Here is an 18,197-nt window from a genome sequence, read left to right as displayed (position 1 = left end):
AGGGCGGTCACGACACCCCCTGCCGACTCTACGGCGTGCGTGAGCAGGCTCACGGCCTTGCCGCCTGCGGGCACCTCGAGGCGCACGGTGATGGAGTACGACACACTGGGGACGGTCGCCACGTCAATCGCTCCTTCGGGACTGACCAAGAATGCATCCATGTTAGAGGTCATTCGGTCAATCCCGCGCCTCGGCGGCCATGACGATCAGGTCGGCACAGGTGGGCACGGGGATCGTGGTGCTGTCGATCACCAGGTGATAGAGGCAGGCGTCGGCCGGGTCGGTGCGGTAGAAGTGGCGCACGTACGCGCTGCGCGCCCGGTCGTTGTCCTCGATGATCTGCCGGGCCTCGCGCTCGCCCAGCTGCCCCAGCGTGGCGGTCTGCCGCACCCGCCGGGCGACGGGGGCGTCGAGCCGGACGTGCAGCGCGCCGGGATGGTCGGCCAGCACCAGCGCCCCCGCCCTGCCGAGGAACACGCCGCCCTGGAGGCGCGCGGTGTCTTTCAGCATGCGCTCGGTGCGGTTGACGAACTCCTCGGGCGCGAGCGGCATCGCGCCGGGGACGTACATGTCGACGCCGCCGAACGTCACCGTGGGCAGCCGCATCGCCCCGGAGAAGAGCCGGCCGATGCCGTGCTCGGCCCGGTCGTCGTGGGCCAGCGCCTCCTCCAGCGTGCAGCCCAGCTCCTCGGCGACGGCACTGGGGATCGCGCGGTCGACGAAGGGCACGCCGAGGCGCTCGGCCACGGCCGGGCCGATCTGGCTGCCGGCCGTGCCGTATGTCGCCGATATGGTGACGACCCGCATGAATTCAGGTTAAAACAGGGCGCTCGCCAACGCTCTACGGGCCTTGGCCAAGGATGGGTCTTCGGCGGGCAAAGCCTCGAACAACCCGAGCAGGTGCCGCCTGGCCTTGTCGCGCTCGTCGCCCGAGGTGCGCTTGACCACGGCGATGATGCGCTCGAACGCCTGGTCGACCGCGCCCGACATCATCTCGAAGTCGGCCGCGAGCAGCTGCGCGTCCAGGTCGGCGGGGTCCTGCGCGCGGCGCTGGACGTCGGCGGGGTCGGCCTCGGACGTGCGCTTGAGCAGGCCCACCCCGGCCAGCCCCATCTTCGCGTCCTCGTTGCCCGGCTCGCGGGCCAGCAGCCGCTGGTAGGCCTGCATGGCCGCGTCGAAGTCACCACGGTCGATCGCCTGCTCGGCCGCCATCATGTCGGGGTCGGCGGGCGGCCCCGACGGCGCCTCCTGCTCACCGGGCTGGCCGGCCTCGCCGGCCTCCGGGGGCCTGGCACCGGGGTTGGCCTGGTAGAACTGCTCGACCGCGCCCATCAACTCGTCGAGCCAGCGGCGCACCTCCTGCTCGGGCAGCACCTGCTGGAAACCGGTCACCGCCTGGCCCTGGAAGATCGCCAGCACGGTCGGCACGGCCTGGACCCGCAGCGCCTGCGCGATCTGCGGGCTGGCGTCGACGTTGACCTTGGCCAGCACGGCCTTGCCGCCGAGGTCGCCGACCACCTTCTCCAGCACCGGGCTGAGCTGGGCGCTGCCCGGCGCCCTCGGCGACCAGAGGTCGAGCACGACGGGCACCGTCATGGACTTGTCGATGACGTCGCTCGTGAACGTCTCCTCGGTCACGTCGACGACCGAGGCAGTGGCCGCCTGGGGACCTGCGGCCTCCCGCCGGGCCTGCGCCTCCAGTGCCTGCTTGCGCGCGCCCAGGTCCACAGCTCCGTAGAGCGACCCGGGTTTAGAGAAGTCCGCCATGCTCTTCATCTTGCCGCATCGACGACCCCGCGAAGTCACCAGCCGCCACCCGGAGGGTGCGCAACTGGTCGAACATCTCCTGGAGTTCGTCCTCGGCGTACATCGACAGGCCGAACTCGGCGGCCATCAGGTCACCCGTGGCACGGCGTACGACGTCGCGTCCGGGCTCGGTGATCTCGGCGAGCACGCCGCGCCCGTCGCGTGGATTGGGCAACCGCCGGACGAACCCGGACTTCTCCAGCCTGTCCACCGTGTTCGTGACGCTGGTGGGGTGGACCATCAACCTTTCCCCGATCTTTGACAAGGGCAGCGCCCCCGCCCTGCTGAACGTCAGCAACACCAGCGCCTCATACCGCGCGAAGGTCAGGCCGTAGGGCTTGAGCAGCGCGTCGAGCTGCGACAGCAGGATCTGGTGCGCTCGCATGATCGACGTCACCGCGGCCATGGCCGCGGACGGGCCGAAGTGCGCGCGCCAGCTCTCCGCGGCGCGGTCGATCGGGTCGAACGGCAGGTTGAGCGGCTTCGGCTGCGTCACAGCGATACGGTAGCGCGCTGGTCGTCCCGGTTCGTCTGGCTACTCACAGCGACAGGCCTCTCCGCTTGGCCAAGAGTCCGGACATCAATCATCACGCTCAGTTATGGTTCTCCTACGAATGGTGACGCGGAAGCCAAGTCCATCAGCCTGTGGGGACCGGCCGGACTGATCGCTTCCGCCTTGCCGAGGGGCACGGGGGGTGCTTGATGAACTTCAACGGGAAAACGGGTGCGTGAGCACGGGGGCGTTTCACGGGAGGAGCTGAAGCAGAGCGCGGCCGTCACTGTGGCCGTGCTGCTCGCTGTCGGCCTGGTCGCGGCGTGGAACGTCCTGATACCCGGCGTCGACGCCTGGGAGAACATCGTGGCAGCGGTCATCGGATCGCTGCGGTTGACCGGGCCGGTCGCCGCGGCCTTCGCCGCGTGGGTGGCGCTGCGCAAGCGCAAGGCGCTGCGCGGGCGCTCGCTCACGACGTGGCGGGCGCTCAAGGCCCCGCTGGCGATCGTGGTGGTGGTGCTGGGGTCGTTCGGGGCGACGGTGCTGGTCCTGGCAGTCAAGACGGTGCTGACCGACCAGGCGGGCCGGCTGAGCCTGGCGGGCCTGGGCATGGGCATGGCGGGCCTGGCCCTCTACTCGGTGATCGGGTGGGTGGCCGGCTGGGTGCTGCCGCACCCGTTCACGCCGCCGATCGCCGGGCTGGCCTGCTACGGGGTGTTCTCATGGCTGGCCGACGACCGCGGGTGGGCCGACAAGCTGGCGCCGGGCACCGGTGAGCCGTACGACCTGTTCCAGGGGCTGAGCGGGGCGGCGTTCTTCGACCAGACGATCTGGCTGCTCGGCCTGACGGCGGCGCTGCTGCTCGGCTGGGCGGCGCTGGTGACCAGGCAGGCGCTGGTGCTGGCGTGCGCGCTGCTGGCTGTGCTGGCCGCGGGCATGGGCGTGTCCCGCGTCCTGACCCACTCCAAGCCGGCCGCCGCCGAGGAGATCGCCTACAGCTGCCAGGAGTGGCCGATCACGGTGTGCGTGCATCCGGGCATGCAGGCGGGGCTGACCGAGCTGGGGGCGTCGTTCACGCAGATCGCCTCCAGGCTGGCGGGCACGCCGGCCGCGTTCACGCGGGTGGAGCAGCGGCCGCTCGACGACGAGCTGAAACCGTCGAACGGGCTCGCGCCGATCCACGTGCCCGACCTTTCCGCCGGGTTCGCGGAGGAGGCGGCGTACGAGTACATCGAGTCGCTGGCCGCCCGCTGCCCCGGCACGGTCGCCGACGGCTACCGGGAGATCGTGATGGCCTGGCTGCGCGGCGAGCCGCTGCCCGGAGGGCCGCTGCCCGAGCACCAGTACGCCGCGTCGTGGTTCTCGGGGCTGAGCGAGCACCAGCGCAGGGAGTGGTTGCGGATGTTCTACAGCGACTTCCAGAGCTGCCGGCTGGCCGGCACCCACTTCGGCGGCGGGCCCGCCCACGCCCAGGTGGCGCCCTCACCCGTACGCCCCACGCCCTCGTCGAGCCACGTCTATCCCGTCTACCCCGACACCGGCGGCACCCCGGCGTCGACCTCGGCCCCCGGTACGAGCTCGCCGCCGTTCGGACGTGGGCCGGGGACGTCCTCGCCGGTCGGCGGGGGCACGGCGGCGCCGGCGGTCGCGGCCGCGGACAGGTCCGCTGCCGCGAAGGGACCGGAGATGTCACCGCTCGGCTGGCGATGATGATCGCCAGAAGGGTAGTCATGCTCCCATGACGACTTCCCGTACGACGCCGCCCGAGGTGACGCCAGGGCGGCGCCGCAGGTGGCGATATCTCGCGGCGTTCCTGGTCCTGGCGGTCCTGCTCGTGGTGGGCGGCCGCCTGGCCTGGTCCTGGCTCGACCCGTTCGGCGGGCGGACCATCGACCGCAGCCAGCCGGCGCTGCTGCAGTCGATCAAGGACATGAGCCGCTTCGAGGCGGCGACCGGCACCTTCCAGGTGGTCGTCGACCTGGAGAAGGACGCCAACTTCCTGCCCGACGCCGTCAAGGGCACGCGGACGTTGTTCGTCGGGGCGGGCGGCGTGGACGCGTACGTCGACTTCTCCGCCATGGGCACCAACGCGGTCACCGTCTCGCCGGACCGCACGGAGGCGACCATCCGCCTGCCGCACGCCCAGCTTGAGAAGCCCAACCTGGACAACAGCCGCTCTTACGTGTTCGCGCACCAGCGGGGGCTGTTCGACCGGGTGCAGGACTTCCTGTCGGGCTCGCCGGGTGACCAGCGGGAGCTGTACCTGCTGGCCGAGAAGAAGATCACGGAAGCGGCGGTGGCCAGTGACCTGCGCGCCAGGGCCGACGCCAACACCAGGGCGATGTTGTCGGGCATGCTCAAGTCGCTCGGGTTCACGAAGGTGACGGTCGAGTTCACCGGCGAGCCCTAGCCGCGCCTCACGGCCTTAGCCGCCCGTGCCCCCGCTTAAGTACCTGCCCGCGTCCAGAGATAAGGCATCCGCCCGATGTGGCGGGGAGGGCCTTAGGACGAGTCTTGAGAGTGCAGGCAACAGAGCAGAGGAGCACTCGGATGAACGCCGAACTCGAATACACCGTGATGCAGCACCGCGCGTCGGAGCTGCGCCGCGCCGCCGCCGAGCAGCGGCGGGTCATGGAGGCGCGCAGGGGCCCGCGGGGCGAGCGCCGCCACCGCTCGCTCGTCGCCAGGTTCCTGGCCTCATGACCGCCCACAAGCAGCCCGGCCGCAACCTCCCTCGCGGCCGGGCTGAACAGCCCCCTTGAGGGGCGCTCGGGCCCTGAATTCCTGGTGAGGGCCTGAGCAGTGCGTTACGGGGCCCCGGTCCAATTCCTGGTCGGACCGGGGCATCGCGCTGTCCTGGGCCGGCCGGACAGCGATGCATGTATAATGCATGCATGAGTGTCGCACTCCAGATCCGTGACGTCCCCGAGCCGGTGCGGGATGCCCTGGCTGCGCGGGCACGCGCCCAGGGCAAGAGTCTCCAGTCTTACCTCCTCAAGCTGGTCGAGGAGGATGCTCGTCGCACCAGGAACGTTGATCTGATCAATGCGTTCGAGAACCGCGCGGATGGCTACAGCGGCGACGAGGACACCGCGGACATGGTCCGCGAAATGCGCGCCGAGCGCGAAGTCCGCCTCTCCGACGGCAGCAGCGCGCAATGATCGTCCTCGACGCTTCCGTCGTTATCGATGCGCTGACACGCGACGACGACAAGGGACGCGCCGCACGTAAGCTCATGATGAACGACCCTCATTGGGCCGCGCCTCACCACATGGTCACGGAAGTCGTCTCCGGCATTCGCGGTCTGCTTCTTGGTGGCAAGATCAGCCAGGAACGCGCGGAAAAGGCGTTGTCCGCGCTGGGTGACGCCGAGCTCGACCTGGTCGATGTGCGTCCGCACCTGCCACGGATGTGGCAGCTGCGCGCCAATCTTACGGCTTACGACGCCGCGTTCGTCGCCGTGGCGGAGGCCGCGGAGTGCGTGCTTGTCACGGGAGACCGCCGATTGGCCGTCGCCGCGGGGGTCCGCTGTCCCGTCCACGTCATTTGACGCCCGGCGGGTGCGTGCTGACCCGGGCTGGCGCGCCGGCCTCCTACGGGGGTGTGAGGAGCTCCTCCAGCCGCCGTACGACCTGGCCGAGCGGTGCGGTGGCGTCGATCTCGGCGGTCGCGGTCGCCCTGAGCAGCGGCTCGACGGTCTCCAGGTCGTTCATGATCGCGGCCCACTCCTCCGGGCGCTTGCCGTAGGGATTGCCGGTCCGCGCGCGGATCCGGGCGAGCATCACCTCGGCGGGAGCGCTCAGCAGCACGACCTGGTCGAACCGGCCCCGATCGGCGCCGAGATCGGGGCGCGGGTAGAACCGGCCCTGGTTGCTGCGGCAGCCGGCCACGAACAGAGCGCCCTCGCCATGACCCGCGAGCAGGTGGCCGATGGCATCCTCGCGCCACACCCAGTCGCGCGAGCCGTCGGGCAGCCTCACCCACCGGATCCACTCGTCCGTATCGGTGTCGACGGTCCGGTGCCCGCGCGATGCCAGCGCCTGCAGCGCGGACGACTTGCCCGTGCCCGACGTCCCGGTGATCAGTACCTTCGACATGGTTCGAGGCTACGCCCGGCGTCCGCGGGTCCGGCGTGACGCGGGCTCAGGGGACGCGGATGAGCAGCGCGTCGCCCTGGCCGCCACCGCCGCACAGGCCCGCCGCTCCCAGGCCGCCGCCCCGCCGCTTCAGCTCGTACGCCAGCGTGAGCACGATCCGGGCGCCCGACGCCCCGATCGGATGGCCCAGGGCGATGCCGCCGCCGTTGACGTTCACCTTGTCCAGCGGGACGCCCAGCTCCTGCGCCGACTGGAGCACCACGCTGGCGAAGGCCTCGTTGATCTCCACCAGGTCCAGGTCGCCCGCCGACACGCCCTGCTTGGCCATGGCGTGCTTGATGGCGTTGGCGGGCTGGGACTGGAGCGAGGCGTCGGGGCCCGCCACGTTGCCGTGCCTGCCGATCTCGGCCAGCCACGGCAGGCCCAGCTCCTCGGCTTTGGACTTCGACATGACCACCACGGCGCAGGCGCCGTCGGAGATCTGGGAGGCGGAGCCGGCGGTGATGGTGCCGTCGGCGGCGAAGGACGGGCGCAGCTTGGCCAGCGTCTCCACCGTCGTGTCGCCGCGTACGCCCTCGTCCTCCTTGACGACGACCGGCTCGCCGCGCCGCTGCGGGACCGGCACCGGGACGATCTCGTCCTCGAAGACGCCGTTCTTGATGGCGGCGGCGGCCAGCTGGTGGGAGCGGGCCGACAGGGCGTCCTGCTCCTCGCGGCCGATGCCCAGCCTGGTGTTGTGGCGCTCGGTGGACTCGCCCATCGCGCACTGGTCGAACGCGCAGAACAGGCCGTCGTGGGCCATCGAGTCGACCACGTCGGCCCCGCCGTACTTGACGCCCTTGCGCAGGCCGGGCAGCAGGTGGGGGGCGTTGGTCATCGACTCCATGCCGCCGGCCACCACGATGTCGAACTCGCCTGCCCGGATGAGCTGGTCGGCCAGGGCGATGGCGTCGAGGCCCGACAGGCAGACCTTGTTGACGGTGACCGAGGGGACGGTCATCGGGATGCCGGCCTTGACGGCGGCCTGGCGGGAGGGGATCTGGCCCGCGCCGGCCTGGAGGACCTGGCCCATGATGACGTACTCGACGGATTCGGGCGCCACGCCGGCCCGCTCGAGGGCCGCCTTGATGGCGATGCCTCCCAGGTCGACGGCGGTCAGTCCGGACAGGGCGCCGAGCAGCTTGCCGATCGGGGTGCGAGCTCCGGCGACGATGACGGAACTGGACATGGACACGGGCCTCCTGTGCTCGCCATCTGGTTCTTTGACACCATACCCACGAGTAGGTGACCGTTCGCTATGGAGGTGGGCCACATATGTTCCTGCGGATCGACCACATCGGTATCGCGTGCCGGGACCTCGAAGAGAAGATTCGTCTCTTTTCTGACACGTTCGACCTGACAGTAGTTGCCCGGGAGGTCAACGAGGAGCAAGGTGTCAAGGAGGCCATGTTGCACATCTCCGACGGCGAAGGCGGGGGCTCCTACATTCAGCTCCTGGAGCCTCTCTCCGAGGACTCCCCTGTGGGAAAATTCCTCACCAAGCGTGGCGAGGGCGTCCATCACGTGGCATTCGGCGTACGAGATGTGGCGGACGCCATGGGTAAGATCAACGAGAGAGGAGTGAGGCTCCTGGACGAGCGTCCCAGACACGGGTCGATGGACTCACAGATCGCGTTCCTGCATCCCAAAGACGTGGGGGGAATGCTGACCGAGTTGGTCCAGGCGGCCAGACGCTAGAAAAAGCCATATAACGCGCATATGTAACTAGTCACGCAGAAAGTTGGACGGGGCTTCGCAGGTGGCACCAGCGGAGTACGCTTGACCTTCCACCGGACATGGGGCCTGCCGCGAGGCACAGGCTCCTTGGATCGGATGCCCCGAACCCCCCGTCCGGCCCGTGTAGCCGTCTCGACAACCCAGGATCGAGCCTCCATGCAGTCCGACATCGACGCCCAGCTCAACAACTTTTTCGAGGACGCCCCAGCGCGCGAGTTCGACGTGGTGCTCCGTGGTTACGACCGGCATCAGGTCCATGATCACTTGAAGCAGCTCGACGGAGAGCTACGCCAGGCGCGTGAGCAGGTCGCCGGCCTGCAGCGCGATCTGTCCGACTCCCAGCGCCAGCTGCAGGAGCAGGAGCGCCCCACCTACTCCGGACTCGGCGCCCGCATCGAGCAGTTGCTCCGCCTGGCCGAGGAGCAGGCCACCGAGCTCGTGCAGGCCGCCAGGTCCGAGGCCAACGAGATCAAGGCCGCCGCCAAGGTCGAGGCCGCCGACCTGCGGGCCGCCGCGGAGGCCGAGGCGGCCGAGAAGCGGGCCCAGGCCACGCGCGAGTCCGACGAGATGCGCACCTCCGCTGAGCGGGATGCCGAGGAGATCCGCTCGACGGCGCGCCGCGAGGCCGACGAGCTGACCAACACCACCGAGCGCGAGGCCGCCAAGCTGCGGGCCACGGCCGACCACGAGGTGGCGGAGAAGCGGGCCGACGCCGAGCGCGAGATCGCCAAGCTCCGCACCACCACCGAGCGCGAGGTCGCCCAGCTGCGGGCCTCGACCAAGCGCGAGCGCGACGAGGTGCTGACCACCGCCAAGCGGCAGGCCGACGAGATGCGCGCGCAGGCCCAGCGGGTGCTGGAGGAGTCGGAGGCCAAGCGCGCCCAGGACGAGGCCGAGTTCGAGATCCAGCTCGCCGCCCGCCGCGAGGACGCCGAGCGCCAGGAGGCCGAGCGCCACGCCTCCGCCCAGGCCGCCACGCAGAAGCTGGTCGCCGAGGCCGAGCAGCGCGCCGCCACGGCCGAGTCGAGGGCCACGAAGGCGACCCAGCAGGCCGACCAGACCCGCCGCGAGGCCGACCTGCACGCCAAGCAGCTCGTCGCCAACGCCCGCAAGAGCGCCGAGACCATCGTTTCCGACGCCAAGTCGAGCGCCGAGACGATCGTCACCGAGGCGAAGAACGAAGCCGAGCGCACCCGCACGGCGATGCAGCGCCAGGTCGACGAGCTGACCCGCCAGCGTGACAGCATCACCAGCCACCTGGCCCAGCTGCGCCAGCTGCTCGGCGGCGCCGCTCTGCCGGGTCAGGAGTCGCCGGAGGTCGCGGTCGCGGCCGCCCCGGCCAAGCCGGCGATCGCTGCGCCCGTGGTCGAGGCCTCGCCCGCGGAGCCGGCGCCCGCCGCCAAGGCTCAGGCCAAGGCGGAGGACGACGCGGAGTGGTGGCAGGAATAGCCGAAGTTCGCACGGGGGCTGAGTGACGGCTGAGAGAGCCTGGCGACCTGATCGTCGCTAGGCTCTCTCTTTGTTGCCGGGCCGACATGCTCCCGTGCGGGCTCGGCGTGGCACGTCGACGATCCCCCATGGAGTTCCCATGTCCACAGATGCCGAGCCCGCCAACGCCGAGCCCGCCGCCGGGCTCGTGGCCGCACCCGAGGAACGGCCTGAGGGCGGCAGCACCGTGGCCCCGGCCGGAGAACGACCTGAGGACGGCGGACTAGAGGCCGCGACCGGGGAGCGGGCCGCGGGTGGGGGCGGCGAGGCGGGCGCCCAGCCGTACGGGCTGCCCGGCAAGCCGCTGGCCCGGGGGCCGTTCCTGTTCGGGCTGGTCGGCGGGCTGGGGGTGCTGACGGCGATCGCGATCGCCCAGATGGTCGTCAACTCGCTGAGCACGATCATCCTGGTCGTCGTGGCGATGTTCCTGGCCGTCGGGCTCAACCCGGCCGTGGAGGCCCTGCAGCGCTGGGGGCTGGCCAGGCGCGCGGCGATCTCGATCGTCTTCACCGGGGTGATCGTGGCGTTCGTGCTGTTCGGCCTGGCCGTGGTGCCGCCGGTGAGCAAGCAGCTGTCGGAGTTCATCGAGGCGGTGCCGGGCTACATCACGGAGCTGAGCAACCATCCGACGCTGCGCCAGATCGACGCCGACTATCAGGTCCTGCCGCAGCTGCGCACGTTCGTGACGAGCACGCTGGGGCCGTCGCTGGCCACCGGGATCATGGGGGCGGGCCTGGTGGTGCTGAACGGCGTGTTCACCACGGTGACGCTGCTGGTGCTCATGCTCTACTTCCTCGGCTCGCTGCACACGATCAAGGACTACCTGCTCAAGCTGGTGCCCGCCTCGCGCAGGGAGCGCACGAGCGCGATCAGCGAGGAGATCCTCACCGGCATCGGCGGTTACGTGGCGGGCAACGTGCTGATCTCGGTCATCGCGGGCGTGGTGGCCTGGATCTTCCTGTCGATCGTGGACGTGCGCTACGCGCTCGCGCTCGCTCTGGTCGTGGCGTTGCTGGACCTCGTGCCGCTGGTGGGCGCCACGATCGGCGCGGTGTTCGTGAGCCTTGTCGCGCTGCTGCAGTCGCTGCCCGCGGGGATCGCCTGCGCGATCTTCTTCGTGCTCTACCAGCAGGTCGAGAACTACTTCATCTATCCCAAGGTGATGAAACGCTCGGTGGACGTGACGCCGGCCGTGACGGTGATCGCCGCGCTGTTCGGGGGCGCGCTGCTCGGCATCGTCGGCGCGCTGCTGGCCATCCCGGTCGCGGCGGCGATCTCGCTGATCATCCGTGAGGTCGTGCTACCCCGCCAGGCCCGGGCCTGAGCCCCGGGCTCCCACCCCGCCGAGCTCCGACCTGAGGAACTCGGTCACCGCGGCGTTGAACGCCTCAGGCTGCTCGACCGCGCTCAGGTGGCCGGCCTTCGGGATGACCTCCAGCCGCCCTTCGGGCACGGCGCGTACCATCTCCTCGGCGTCGGCGGGCGGTGACAGCTCGTCCTCCTCCCCCACCACGACGAGCAGCGGCACCTTCAGCGCCCGCAGCGTCTCGAACGAGCCGGCCCGCGCGGCCATCGCCCGCTGCGCCCAGGCGACGGCGCCCGGCGGAGCCGACTGCACCAGCCCCTTGACCCGTCCGAACACCATGGCCCGCCGCTCCTTCGTGGTCGGCCCGATGAGCGCCGGAAGCACCTCGCTGACCAGCACCTCGCTGCCTTCCGACAGGACGGCCCTGGCGATGCGCTCCCTGTTGTCCCTGGCCGCGGGCGGGTCCTCGCCCGCCTTCGTGTCGGCCAGGATCACGCCGAGCACCCGGTCGGGATGTCGGCGGCAGAAGGCCATGGTCACGTAGCCGCCCATGGACAACCCGCCGACCACCGCCCTGTCGATGCCCTCATCGTCGAGCAGCCTGGCGACGTCGTCGGCCATCAGGTCGAGTGACGGCTCGTCGTCGCCCAGCCGCGAACCGCCGAAGCCCCGCAGGTCAGGTGTGATGACCCGGCAGGCTGTGGCCAGCCCTTCCCGCTGCGCCAGCCACATGGCCGACGACAGGGGGAACGCGTGGAGCAGCACAACCGGGATCCCCGTCCCGGCCGATCTCTTATAGAGCTGCACAGGCCCCACGGTAACCCGGTTCACGGCGACAATCACTCCATGTCCTGAACTCCTCCCGGCTGCAGGTCGCGGCCGGAGGCCCCGCGCGTCGCGGTCAGGCAGCGCGCGGGGTCGACCCGCACCGCGGCAGAAGCGAGGGCCCGCCCCCTGAGCAGGGGACGCGCCCTCGCACCGGACCACCCGTCAGAAGCCGCCGAAGAGGATGTCCAGGGCGTCTCCCAGGCCGCCCTTGTCGATCCAGCGGGTGAACCGTCCGCCGGTCTCGGCGATGGTGCCGGCCCGCGTGCTCTCCGGCTCGATCCGCTCCGGCTTGAACAGCTGCTTCTCACCCTGGCCGCTGCCGCTGCCCCGGCCCAGGTTCGACGGCGGCCGGCCCTGGGGGTACATCCGGCCGTTGCCGTAGATGGTGTAGGACTGGGTCGGCTGCCTCGTGCCGTCGTTGCGCCAGATGTGGCTCGGCCGTGGCTGGGCCGGCTGCCGGTTCACCTTCGGCGGCGACTGCCGCTGCGTCGACCTGTGGCTGGTCGGCCGGCTCGCCGGGCGCGACCGCGCCCGCTGGATGCCGCGCGGCACCCTGCCTGCCCGCCGGTTGCGCGCCCTGGCCGCCGCCGCGGCGCGCCGCCTGGCCGCCGCCTCGCGAGCCTCCTTCCTCGCCTTCCTCCGTGCCGCAGCCGCGGCCCTGCGCCGCGCCGCCGCCTCCCGTGCCTTCCTGGCCTTGGCGGCCGCTCGTTTCCTGGCCGCCGCCAGCGCCCGCTTGCGCGCCGCGGCTGCCGCTCTCCTCCTGGCCGCCTCGGCGGCCTTCTTCCTGGCGAGCGCCGCGGCACGGCGCCGGGCCGCCGCGATCGCCGCGCGCCTGGCCGCCGCCCGCCTGGCCGCGGCCAGCGCCGCCCGCCTGGCCGCCGCCTGGGCGGCCCGCCTGGCCGCCCACCGGATCGCGATCCGGGCCGCGATGCCGGCCGCGAACCAGAACAGCTGGCCGTCGGGGTCGCTCATGGTGACAGGGCTGTTGTTGGCGTAGGCGTAGGCGTTGAGCTGCTGCGGGTCGAGATCGTCGATGACCGGGTCGACCGACAGGAAGCGGCCGTTGCGCGCGTCGTACTCGCGGGCTCCGAGGTGGATGAGCCCGGTCGTCGGATCCTTGGTGCCGCCGACGAAGGCGCGCTGGCCCGGCCACCATGGCGGTGGCGAGCCCCGGTCCTCGCCGAACGGCGTCTGCCTGCGGATCGCCAGCTCGCCGTTGCCGGCGTTCACGGCCGCCTGCGCGGTGCCCTGATGGTCGTTGGCCAGGAAATAGACCTGGTCGTCCGGCGTGCGCACCGCGATGGGCTGGTCGTTGACGGTGTAGTAGCGGGTCTGCTCGACGGCGTCCTTGGCGAAGTCGAAGCGCAGCTCCATGTCGTCGACGTAGAGCGTGGCGTCGGCCGGCGTCCTGCGGATCAGCCGCTCGCCGTCCGCGTCGTAGACGAACGACGTCGTCCTGCCGGCCTCCGTCACCGACTCCAGGTTGCCCTCGGCGTCCCAGACGAGGGTCTGGTCGGAGGCTCCGACCTTGCGCCTGGTGGTGTTGCCTGTCGCGTCGTACTCGAAGAGGTCGGATCCGGCGCTCAGCAGCGCGTGCGGCCGCTGCTCGCCCGGCTTCGGGTAGGTGGAGGTGCGCACGGTCTCGGGCGCGCCGCCCCAGGCGTGCCTGGTCTCCTTGACGCGGTTGCCGGTGACGTCGTAGGCGTAGCTGACCGCGTACGGGGCCGCGCCGCCGATCGTGCCGGACCGCGGGGAGCCGGAGGCGCAGTCGTCGGTGGCCGTCCACGCCGACGTCATGCGGCGCAGGTGGTCGTAGGTGAAGCACTGCGTGTCCTGGCCGCCCGCCCGCTCGGCGATCTTGGTGATGTTGCCGACGGCGTCGTAGGAGTAGTGCAGGTCGAGATCGGTGTCGGCAGCGCCCTCCCGGTCCAGCCGCATGCTCGTCAGCCTGCGGGTGGACTCGTCGTGGGTGTAGGTGAGCCAGGTCTTCTTGCTTCCCGAGCCCAGCTCGTACTGCAGGGTCTCGCCCAGCTTGGAGTAGCGGGTCGTGTTCACGTACGTCGACGCGCCGGCGAGCCTGACCGGCTGTCCGAGCTCGTCGTAGCTGTAGACGACCGACTCCTCCGCCAGGCCGCCGGCGGCCGGGAAGCTGATCGACTGCACCTGGTCGTCGAGCGTGTAGCGGGTGTTGAGCACGTACGCGCCGGCCAGCTTGCCCTCGCGTTCGGGGATGGTGACCGTCTGGCGCAGCGTGCGGTAGTCGGCGTCGATGGCGTTGATCTCCGCCTTGTACGCCTGCCCGCCCGCGTAGCGGATGGTGGCGTTCATGTGGCCCTTGGCCAGGCCGTCGTACTTCCACTCGGCCAGCAGCGGGCCGGTCGCCGAGCCGTCGCGCAGTTCCGTCTTGCGGCCCAGCTCGTCGTAGACGTACCAGAGCGTCCTGCCGCGGGCGTCGGTGGTGCTGACGACCTCGTCGGCGTCGTTGTACGTCATCGTGGTGACGCCCTTGTCGGGGTCCTCGGTCCTGATCTCCCGTCCGCGCATGTCGTAGTGGTGACGCCACACGTTGCCCGCGGGATCGGTCACCGTGGCCAGCCGGCCCGCGTGGTCGTAGGTGTACCTGGTGGACTCGTAGTCGCCCGTCGGGGTCGCGCCCTTGTACTGGCGCAGCTCGATCAGGCGGTCCTCGGCGTCGCCGATGCGGGTGGTCGCCGTGCCGCCCGGCGGCGGGGTCACGTGGATCCTGTCGCCCTCCTGCTCGGCGCTCACCCGCTGCTTCTCCACGCCCTTCGCCTTCAGCACCTGGGCGGTCACGTCGCCCGAGCCGTCGAAGGACGACACGATCTGCGCCGGCACGTCGGCGTCCGCCACCGCCAGCAGCTCCGTGGAGGGCGTCCCGGTGGCGAAGTAGCCGGTGTTCGACTTGTACTGCTCGCCGAGCGAGTTGTGGAAGGTGTCGGTGATCGTGCGCCCCTCGCGCAGCGCGGGGTCGTCCGTCTGGTCGTCGCGGGGGGCGGGCTCCTGCGTCTGCCGCTCGCGCAGCAGGCCGTCGTACAGCTCGTGGCTGGCGGTGTAGCCGCCGTCGGCGCGCAACGTCTTCGTGGTGACGACGCTGGGGCCGTCGTTGCGCATCAGGTAGGAGTACTCCGTGCTGGGCGACTGCCCGGCGGCCTTGCTGCGGTCGGGCTGCCAGACCTTGACCAGGCGGCCGAGCGCGTCGTGCTCCATGTCGACGCGGCGGTTGTTGGCGTCGATCTCGGCGACGGGCTCGCCCCACGCCGGTTCGAGCAGGGTGCGCTCGACGTGGCCGAGCTGGTTGGCCTGCCTGACCTCGGTCGCCGGGGCGCCCGCGGCCGGGACGTAGGTGGTGACGGACCTGGTGCCGGCCGCGTCGGTCTCGCTGGTCTCGCGGCCGTAGGCGTCGTAGGTGTGGACGCGGTCGGTGATCGTCGCGCCGTCCCCGGACACGAGCTGCTGGACCTGGGTCACGTCGCCCTTGCTCGGGGCCTGGCCGAAGGCCTTGCCGTCGTACTGCACCCGCTCGTCGGAGATCACCTCTCCGGCGGAGAGCGTGGACACGGCGGTGTCGCAGTTCGCCGCGACCTTCTGGATCCTGCTGGTGTAGTCGAGCATCCAGGCCGCGTCGTTGCGGGCGTAGGTGTAGCGGGTGCACTGGTCGTCGTCCGCGGCGGCCAGGTCGCCCTTCTCCTCCACCTGCGTGAGCAGGCCCTTGGCGTCGTACGTGCGCTCCTCGCCGGTCCGCCGCCACGTGCCGCCGCCCAGGGCGGTGCGGGTGACCATGGACTCCGGCTCGACCACGTACGCGGCCTTGGTGACGCCGTCGTGCGTGGACTCCGCGGTCTTGAGCGACCACGGCTTCTCGACGGTCGAGGTCACGATGGGCCCGCCGTCGCCGTCGTACAGGATCTCCTCCCGCTCGAAACCGGCCAGCTGGTCGAGGTCGTCGAGCTTGACGCCCTCGGTGTCCTCGACCTGCGCGCTGCGCTTGGAGCCGTCGGCCTGCTTGTCACCGTGCAGCCCGCGGAAGTAGCGGAACTCCGTGAGCGTGCGCTCGGTGTCCTGGCCGTCGCCCTGGCGGACGCGCACCCGGCCGAACCCCCGGTAGTCCGCCCACGTGCGGTGCTCGGGCTTGACGAGGATGTTGTCGGCGTAGCGCCAGCCGGCGCCGCCGAGATACTCGTAGTCGGTGACCACGCTCGGCGAGCCCGCGACGCGGTCCGCCTCGACCGTCTGCGTCACCACGTACTTGTGGAACCAGTCGGTGACCTGGGCCTCGTCCGGCGGGGCCCAGCGCTGCGGGTAGCAGCGTTTGTCGTTCTTGTCGGCGGCGGGCAGCTTGCCCGGCTCGCACTCGGCGGCCGAGTAGTGGACGCGCAGCTCGCCGCCGGACTCGTTGTCGACGGCCTGCACGCGCCACTTGACCAGCGGGGCGCGGCCCTCGTCCGCGTCGACCCGGTTGGGCAGCTGAACGCCGGTGAACGTCGTCTTCGGCAGGGTGATCGTGCCGCCCACGTGGCCGGTCTGCTGGATCGAGGCCAGCCACAACGACGGGCTCATGCCGTCACCGGTGGCGGGGAACTGGTGGTCCAGCGCCCAGGAGTCCACCGCCGCGTACTGTCCTTCGCCGTCGAGGATCTGCGTGGTGACCTTGGCCAGCCGCTTGCGGCTGAAGAACGTCGGCGCCAGGCGGTCGGTGCACTTCTGCCCCGAGTCGCAGATCTGGTCGAACGGCACGTCCGGCCAGTGCTTGGCGGTGTCCTTCTTGAGCTGGTCGGGGGCGCAGGTGACGGTGCCGCCGGGCAGGCAGCGCTCGGCCACGTCGAAGACCACGCGGGCGGCGGGCGCCCTGGTGAACAGCTCGCCCTTCAGGTAGCCGTAGTCGATGCGGGTCAGGTAGGCGCCGCGCACGTACTGGGTGCCCTGTTCGGGCTTCATGTTGCGGCCGTAGTAGTTGCTCTCCTGGGCGTACCAGTAGGTGGTGGCGTTGCCGTGGGGGTCCACCGCCGAGTCCAGGTTCCACCGGTACGCCTGCCGGCACCAGGCGTTGGCCGGGGTGCTGGAGTAGCAGGGCTCACCCTTGTTGTTGCCGAACACCGGCACCGTCTGCACCGACTTCGTCTCCGGCTTGCCTGAGACCCAGCCGGGAAGGCGGTTCAGCCCGAACGTGTACTGCGTGCCGTCGGCGGTGGTGACGCGCCAGTACTCGCCGTCGTTGTCGCCGTTGGCCGCGCCCGTGAGCTGCTCGATCCTGGTGCCGTCGTCGCGCTTGGGCCGCCACTGCTGCGTCGTGGCGTCCTTGACCAGTTCCATGGAGGAGTTGCCGAGCGACAGGGTGGCGTTGTCCTGGTCCCAGCACAGGTCACCGGTCTTCTTGCCGTCGACCATGCAGGACTTGAAACGGCGCTCGACGTAGCCGGCGGGGTTCAGCTCGAAGCCCTCACCGGCCCAGGACGGCTGGTTGTTGGTGGAGGCGGTGCGGCCGTCCACGCTCTGGGAGGAGTAGACGAGCGACACCTCCGGCTCCTCGCCGCCCAGCGCCGGAGGCGTGCGCAGCTCGTACGTCCAGCTGAAGTCGCCCGACTGGGTGCCGACACTCCAGTCGGCAGAGGGGGCCAGGCCGGTGGCGGAGTGGTCGCCCGACTGGCCCGACGGGGCGGCGGTCACGGCGTACAGGCCGGTCGTCGCCACCTCGGCGGTCAGCGTGCCCGCCTCGGCGTCGTTCACGCTCTTGACGGGCTGCGGCTGGGCACAGCCGGTGGCCTTGACGTCGAGGGCGCACTCCGCCAGCTCGACGACCCGCAGCCGGGCGCCGTAGTCGCCGCCGTACGCGTGGCGGAAGCCGGAGTAGTCGATCTCCAGGCGGGTCTTGCCCTCGGCCGCCTTCGCCGTGGCCCCTCCGCCGGGGGAGACGCGCAGTGCGAGGCCCAGCCTGCCGGTGGCCTCGGCGTCGAGGATCTCGACCTTCACCGGGGCCGCCGCGGTCACGCCTTTCCGCGCGGCCAGCCGTACCGGGAATCCGGCCGCCCGGGTCTTCGCTCCGGCGCCTCCGAGCTCGGCCGTCCGCGGCTCGGGCCAGGAGACGCCCGGTGGCGCCTGCCACGCCTGCTTGTCCGCCGGGTCCGCCATCGGCGGGATCACCGGGACCTTCTCGCCCTTGACCGGCGTCTCCTTCTGCACGGACGGGGCCTGGCGGGGCGCGGCGTGGGCGGGCATGGCGTACGCCATGGGCACGACGAGCACGATCGAGAGGACTGTGGCCAGCCGGCGTGGCCAGCGGGGCTCCGGCTTGGGCTCGACGAGCCTGTTCCAGGAGGGGTCTGCGATGTCTGGGTGGCCCGGTTCCCGGGATGGCTGAAAACGATTCCAGCGGGATTCGGGCAGG

At 71.0% G+C, this 18,197-nt stretch carries 15 protein-coding genes; 8 read left to right on the top strand and 7 right to left on the bottom strand.

What is annotated here, in order from left to right:
- Positions 1–177 precede the first annotated feature (177 nt).
- From ABGB14_RS12805 to ABGB14_RS12795, 3 genes are read right to left on the bottom strand one after another with little or no spacing between them, the layout of a single operon-like run.
- Positions 178–807 (bottom strand): cytidylate kinase-like family protein, encoded by a 630-nt coding sequence (locus tag ABGB14_RS12805; RefSeq protein WP_347643824.1) that lies wholly within the window; start codon positions 805–807, stop codon positions 178–180.
- 9 nt (positions 808–816) lie between these two features.
- Positions 817–1,767: a tetratricopeptide repeat protein gene (locus tag ABGB14_RS12800; protein WP_347643823.1), complete on the bottom strand. Its 951-nt coding sequence runs from the start codon at positions 1,765–1,767 to the stop codon at positions 817–819.
- Positions 1,751–2,302: a MarR family transcriptional regulator gene (locus ABGB14_RS12795; RefSeq protein ID WP_347643822.1), complete on the bottom strand. Its 552-nt coding sequence runs from the start codon at positions 2,300–2,302 to the stop codon at positions 1,751–1,753. The genes ABGB14_RS12800 and ABGB14_RS12795 overlap by 17 nt, the downstream gene beginning before the upstream one ends.
- A 228-nt stretch (positions 2,303–2,530) precedes the next feature.
- Between ABGB14_RS12795 and ABGB14_RS12790 the strand changes: the two genes are divergently transcribed.
- The 5 genes from ABGB14_RS12790 to ABGB14_RS12770 all read left to right on the top strand — a co-directional run bounded on the left by ABGB14_RS12790 (position 2,531) and on the right by ABGB14_RS12770 (position 5,849).
- Positions 2,531–4,009 (top strand): hypothetical protein, encoded by a 1,479-nt coding sequence (locus ABGB14_RS12790; protein ID WP_347643821.1) that lies wholly within the window; start codon positions 2,531–2,533, stop codon positions 4,007–4,009.
- Positions 4,010–4,037: 28 nt separating this feature from the next.
- Positions 4,038–4,709: a DUF4230 domain-containing protein gene (locus ABGB14_RS12785; RefSeq protein ID WP_347643820.1), complete on the top strand. Its 672-nt coding sequence runs from the start codon at positions 4,038–4,040 to the stop codon at positions 4,707–4,709.
- A gap of 140 nt (positions 4,710–4,849) precedes the next feature.
- Positions 4,850–5,002, top strand: a complete 153-nt coding sequence (locus tag ABGB14_RS12780; protein WP_347643819.1) for a hypothetical protein — start codon at positions 4,850–4,852, stop codon at positions 5,000–5,002.
- Between the two features lie 191 nt (positions 5,003–5,193).
- Complete coding sequence (locus tag ABGB14_RS12775) at positions 5,194–5,460, top strand: hypothetical protein (protein ID WP_347643818.1); 267 nt, start codon at positions 5,194–5,196, stop codon at positions 5,458–5,460.
- Positions 5,457–5,849 (top strand): type II toxin-antitoxin system VapC family toxin, encoded by a 393-nt coding sequence (locus ABGB14_RS12770; protein WP_347643817.1) that lies wholly within the window; start codon positions 5,457–5,459, stop codon positions 5,847–5,849. The genes ABGB14_RS12775 and ABGB14_RS12770 overlap by 4 nt, the downstream gene beginning before the upstream one ends.
- Before the next feature lie 43 nt (positions 5,850–5,892).
- On the opposite strand, the gene ABGB14_RS12765 is transcribed toward ABGB14_RS12770, so the two are convergent.
- Positions 5,893–6,396, bottom strand: coding sequence for an AAA family ATPase (locus tag ABGB14_RS12765; RefSeq protein ID WP_347643816.1), 504 nt, complete (start codon positions 6,394–6,396; stop codon positions 5,893–5,895).
- Positions 6,397–6,442: 46 nt separating this feature from the next.
- Positions 6,443–7,624, bottom strand: a complete 1,182-nt coding sequence (locus ABGB14_RS12760) for an acetyl-CoA C-acetyltransferase (RefSeq protein ID WP_347643815.1) — start codon at positions 7,622–7,624, stop codon at positions 6,443–6,445.
- Between the two features lie 86 nt (positions 7,625–7,710).
- Here ABGB14_RS12760 and mce point away from each other — a divergent pair, with 86 nt between their 5' ends.
- From mce to ABGB14_RS12745, 3 genes are all read left to right on the top strand, one after another.
- Positions 7,711–8,133 carry a methylmalonyl-CoA epimerase gene (gene mce / locus ABGB14_RS12755; RefSeq protein ID WP_347643814.1) on the top strand — a complete coding sequence of 141 codons (423 nt, stop codon included), beginning with the start codon at positions 7,711–7,713 and terminating at the stop codon, positions 8,131–8,133.
- Positions 8,134–8,328: 195 nt separating this feature from the next.
- Complete coding sequence (locus tag ABGB14_RS12750) at positions 8,329–9,621, top strand: DivIVA domain-containing protein (protein ID WP_347643813.1); 1,293 nt, start codon at positions 8,329–8,331, stop codon at positions 9,619–9,621.
- A gap of 139 nt (positions 9,622–9,760) precedes the next feature.
- A complete protein-coding gene (locus tag ABGB14_RS12745) occupies positions 9,761–10,984 on the top strand; it encodes an AI-2E family transporter (protein WP_347643812.1) in 1,224 nt (407 codons plus the stop codon).
- Here the strand turns inward: ABGB14_RS12745 and ABGB14_RS12740 are convergent.
- Both ABGB14_RS12740 and ABGB14_RS12735 read right to left on the bottom strand, forming a co-directional pair.
- On the bottom strand, positions 10,961–11,773 hold the full coding sequence (locus tag ABGB14_RS12740; protein WP_347643811.1) for an alpha/beta fold hydrolase: 813 nt from the start codon (positions 11,771–11,773) through the stop codon (positions 10,961–10,963). The genes ABGB14_RS12745 and ABGB14_RS12740 overlap by 24 nt on opposite strands.
- 183 nt (positions 11,774–11,956) lie before the next feature.
- The gene (locus ABGB14_RS12735) at positions 11,957–18,055 is read right to left on the bottom strand and encodes an RHS repeat-associated core domain-containing protein (RefSeq protein ID WP_347643810.1); all 6,099 of its coding nucleotides are present in this window, start codon (positions 18,053–18,055) and stop codon (positions 11,957–11,959) included.
- Between the last annotated feature and the right edge of the window lie 142 nt (positions 18,056–18,197).

It is taken from the genome of Nonomuraea sp. B10E15 (genome assembly GCF_039871615.1).
Taxonomy (GTDB): Bacteria; Actinomycetota; Actinomycetes; order Streptosporangiales; family Streptosporangiaceae; genus Nonomuraea.
The sequence above is the reverse complement of the archived record's forward strand: the minus strand, read 5'-3'. Positions and strand labels throughout refer to the sequence as shown.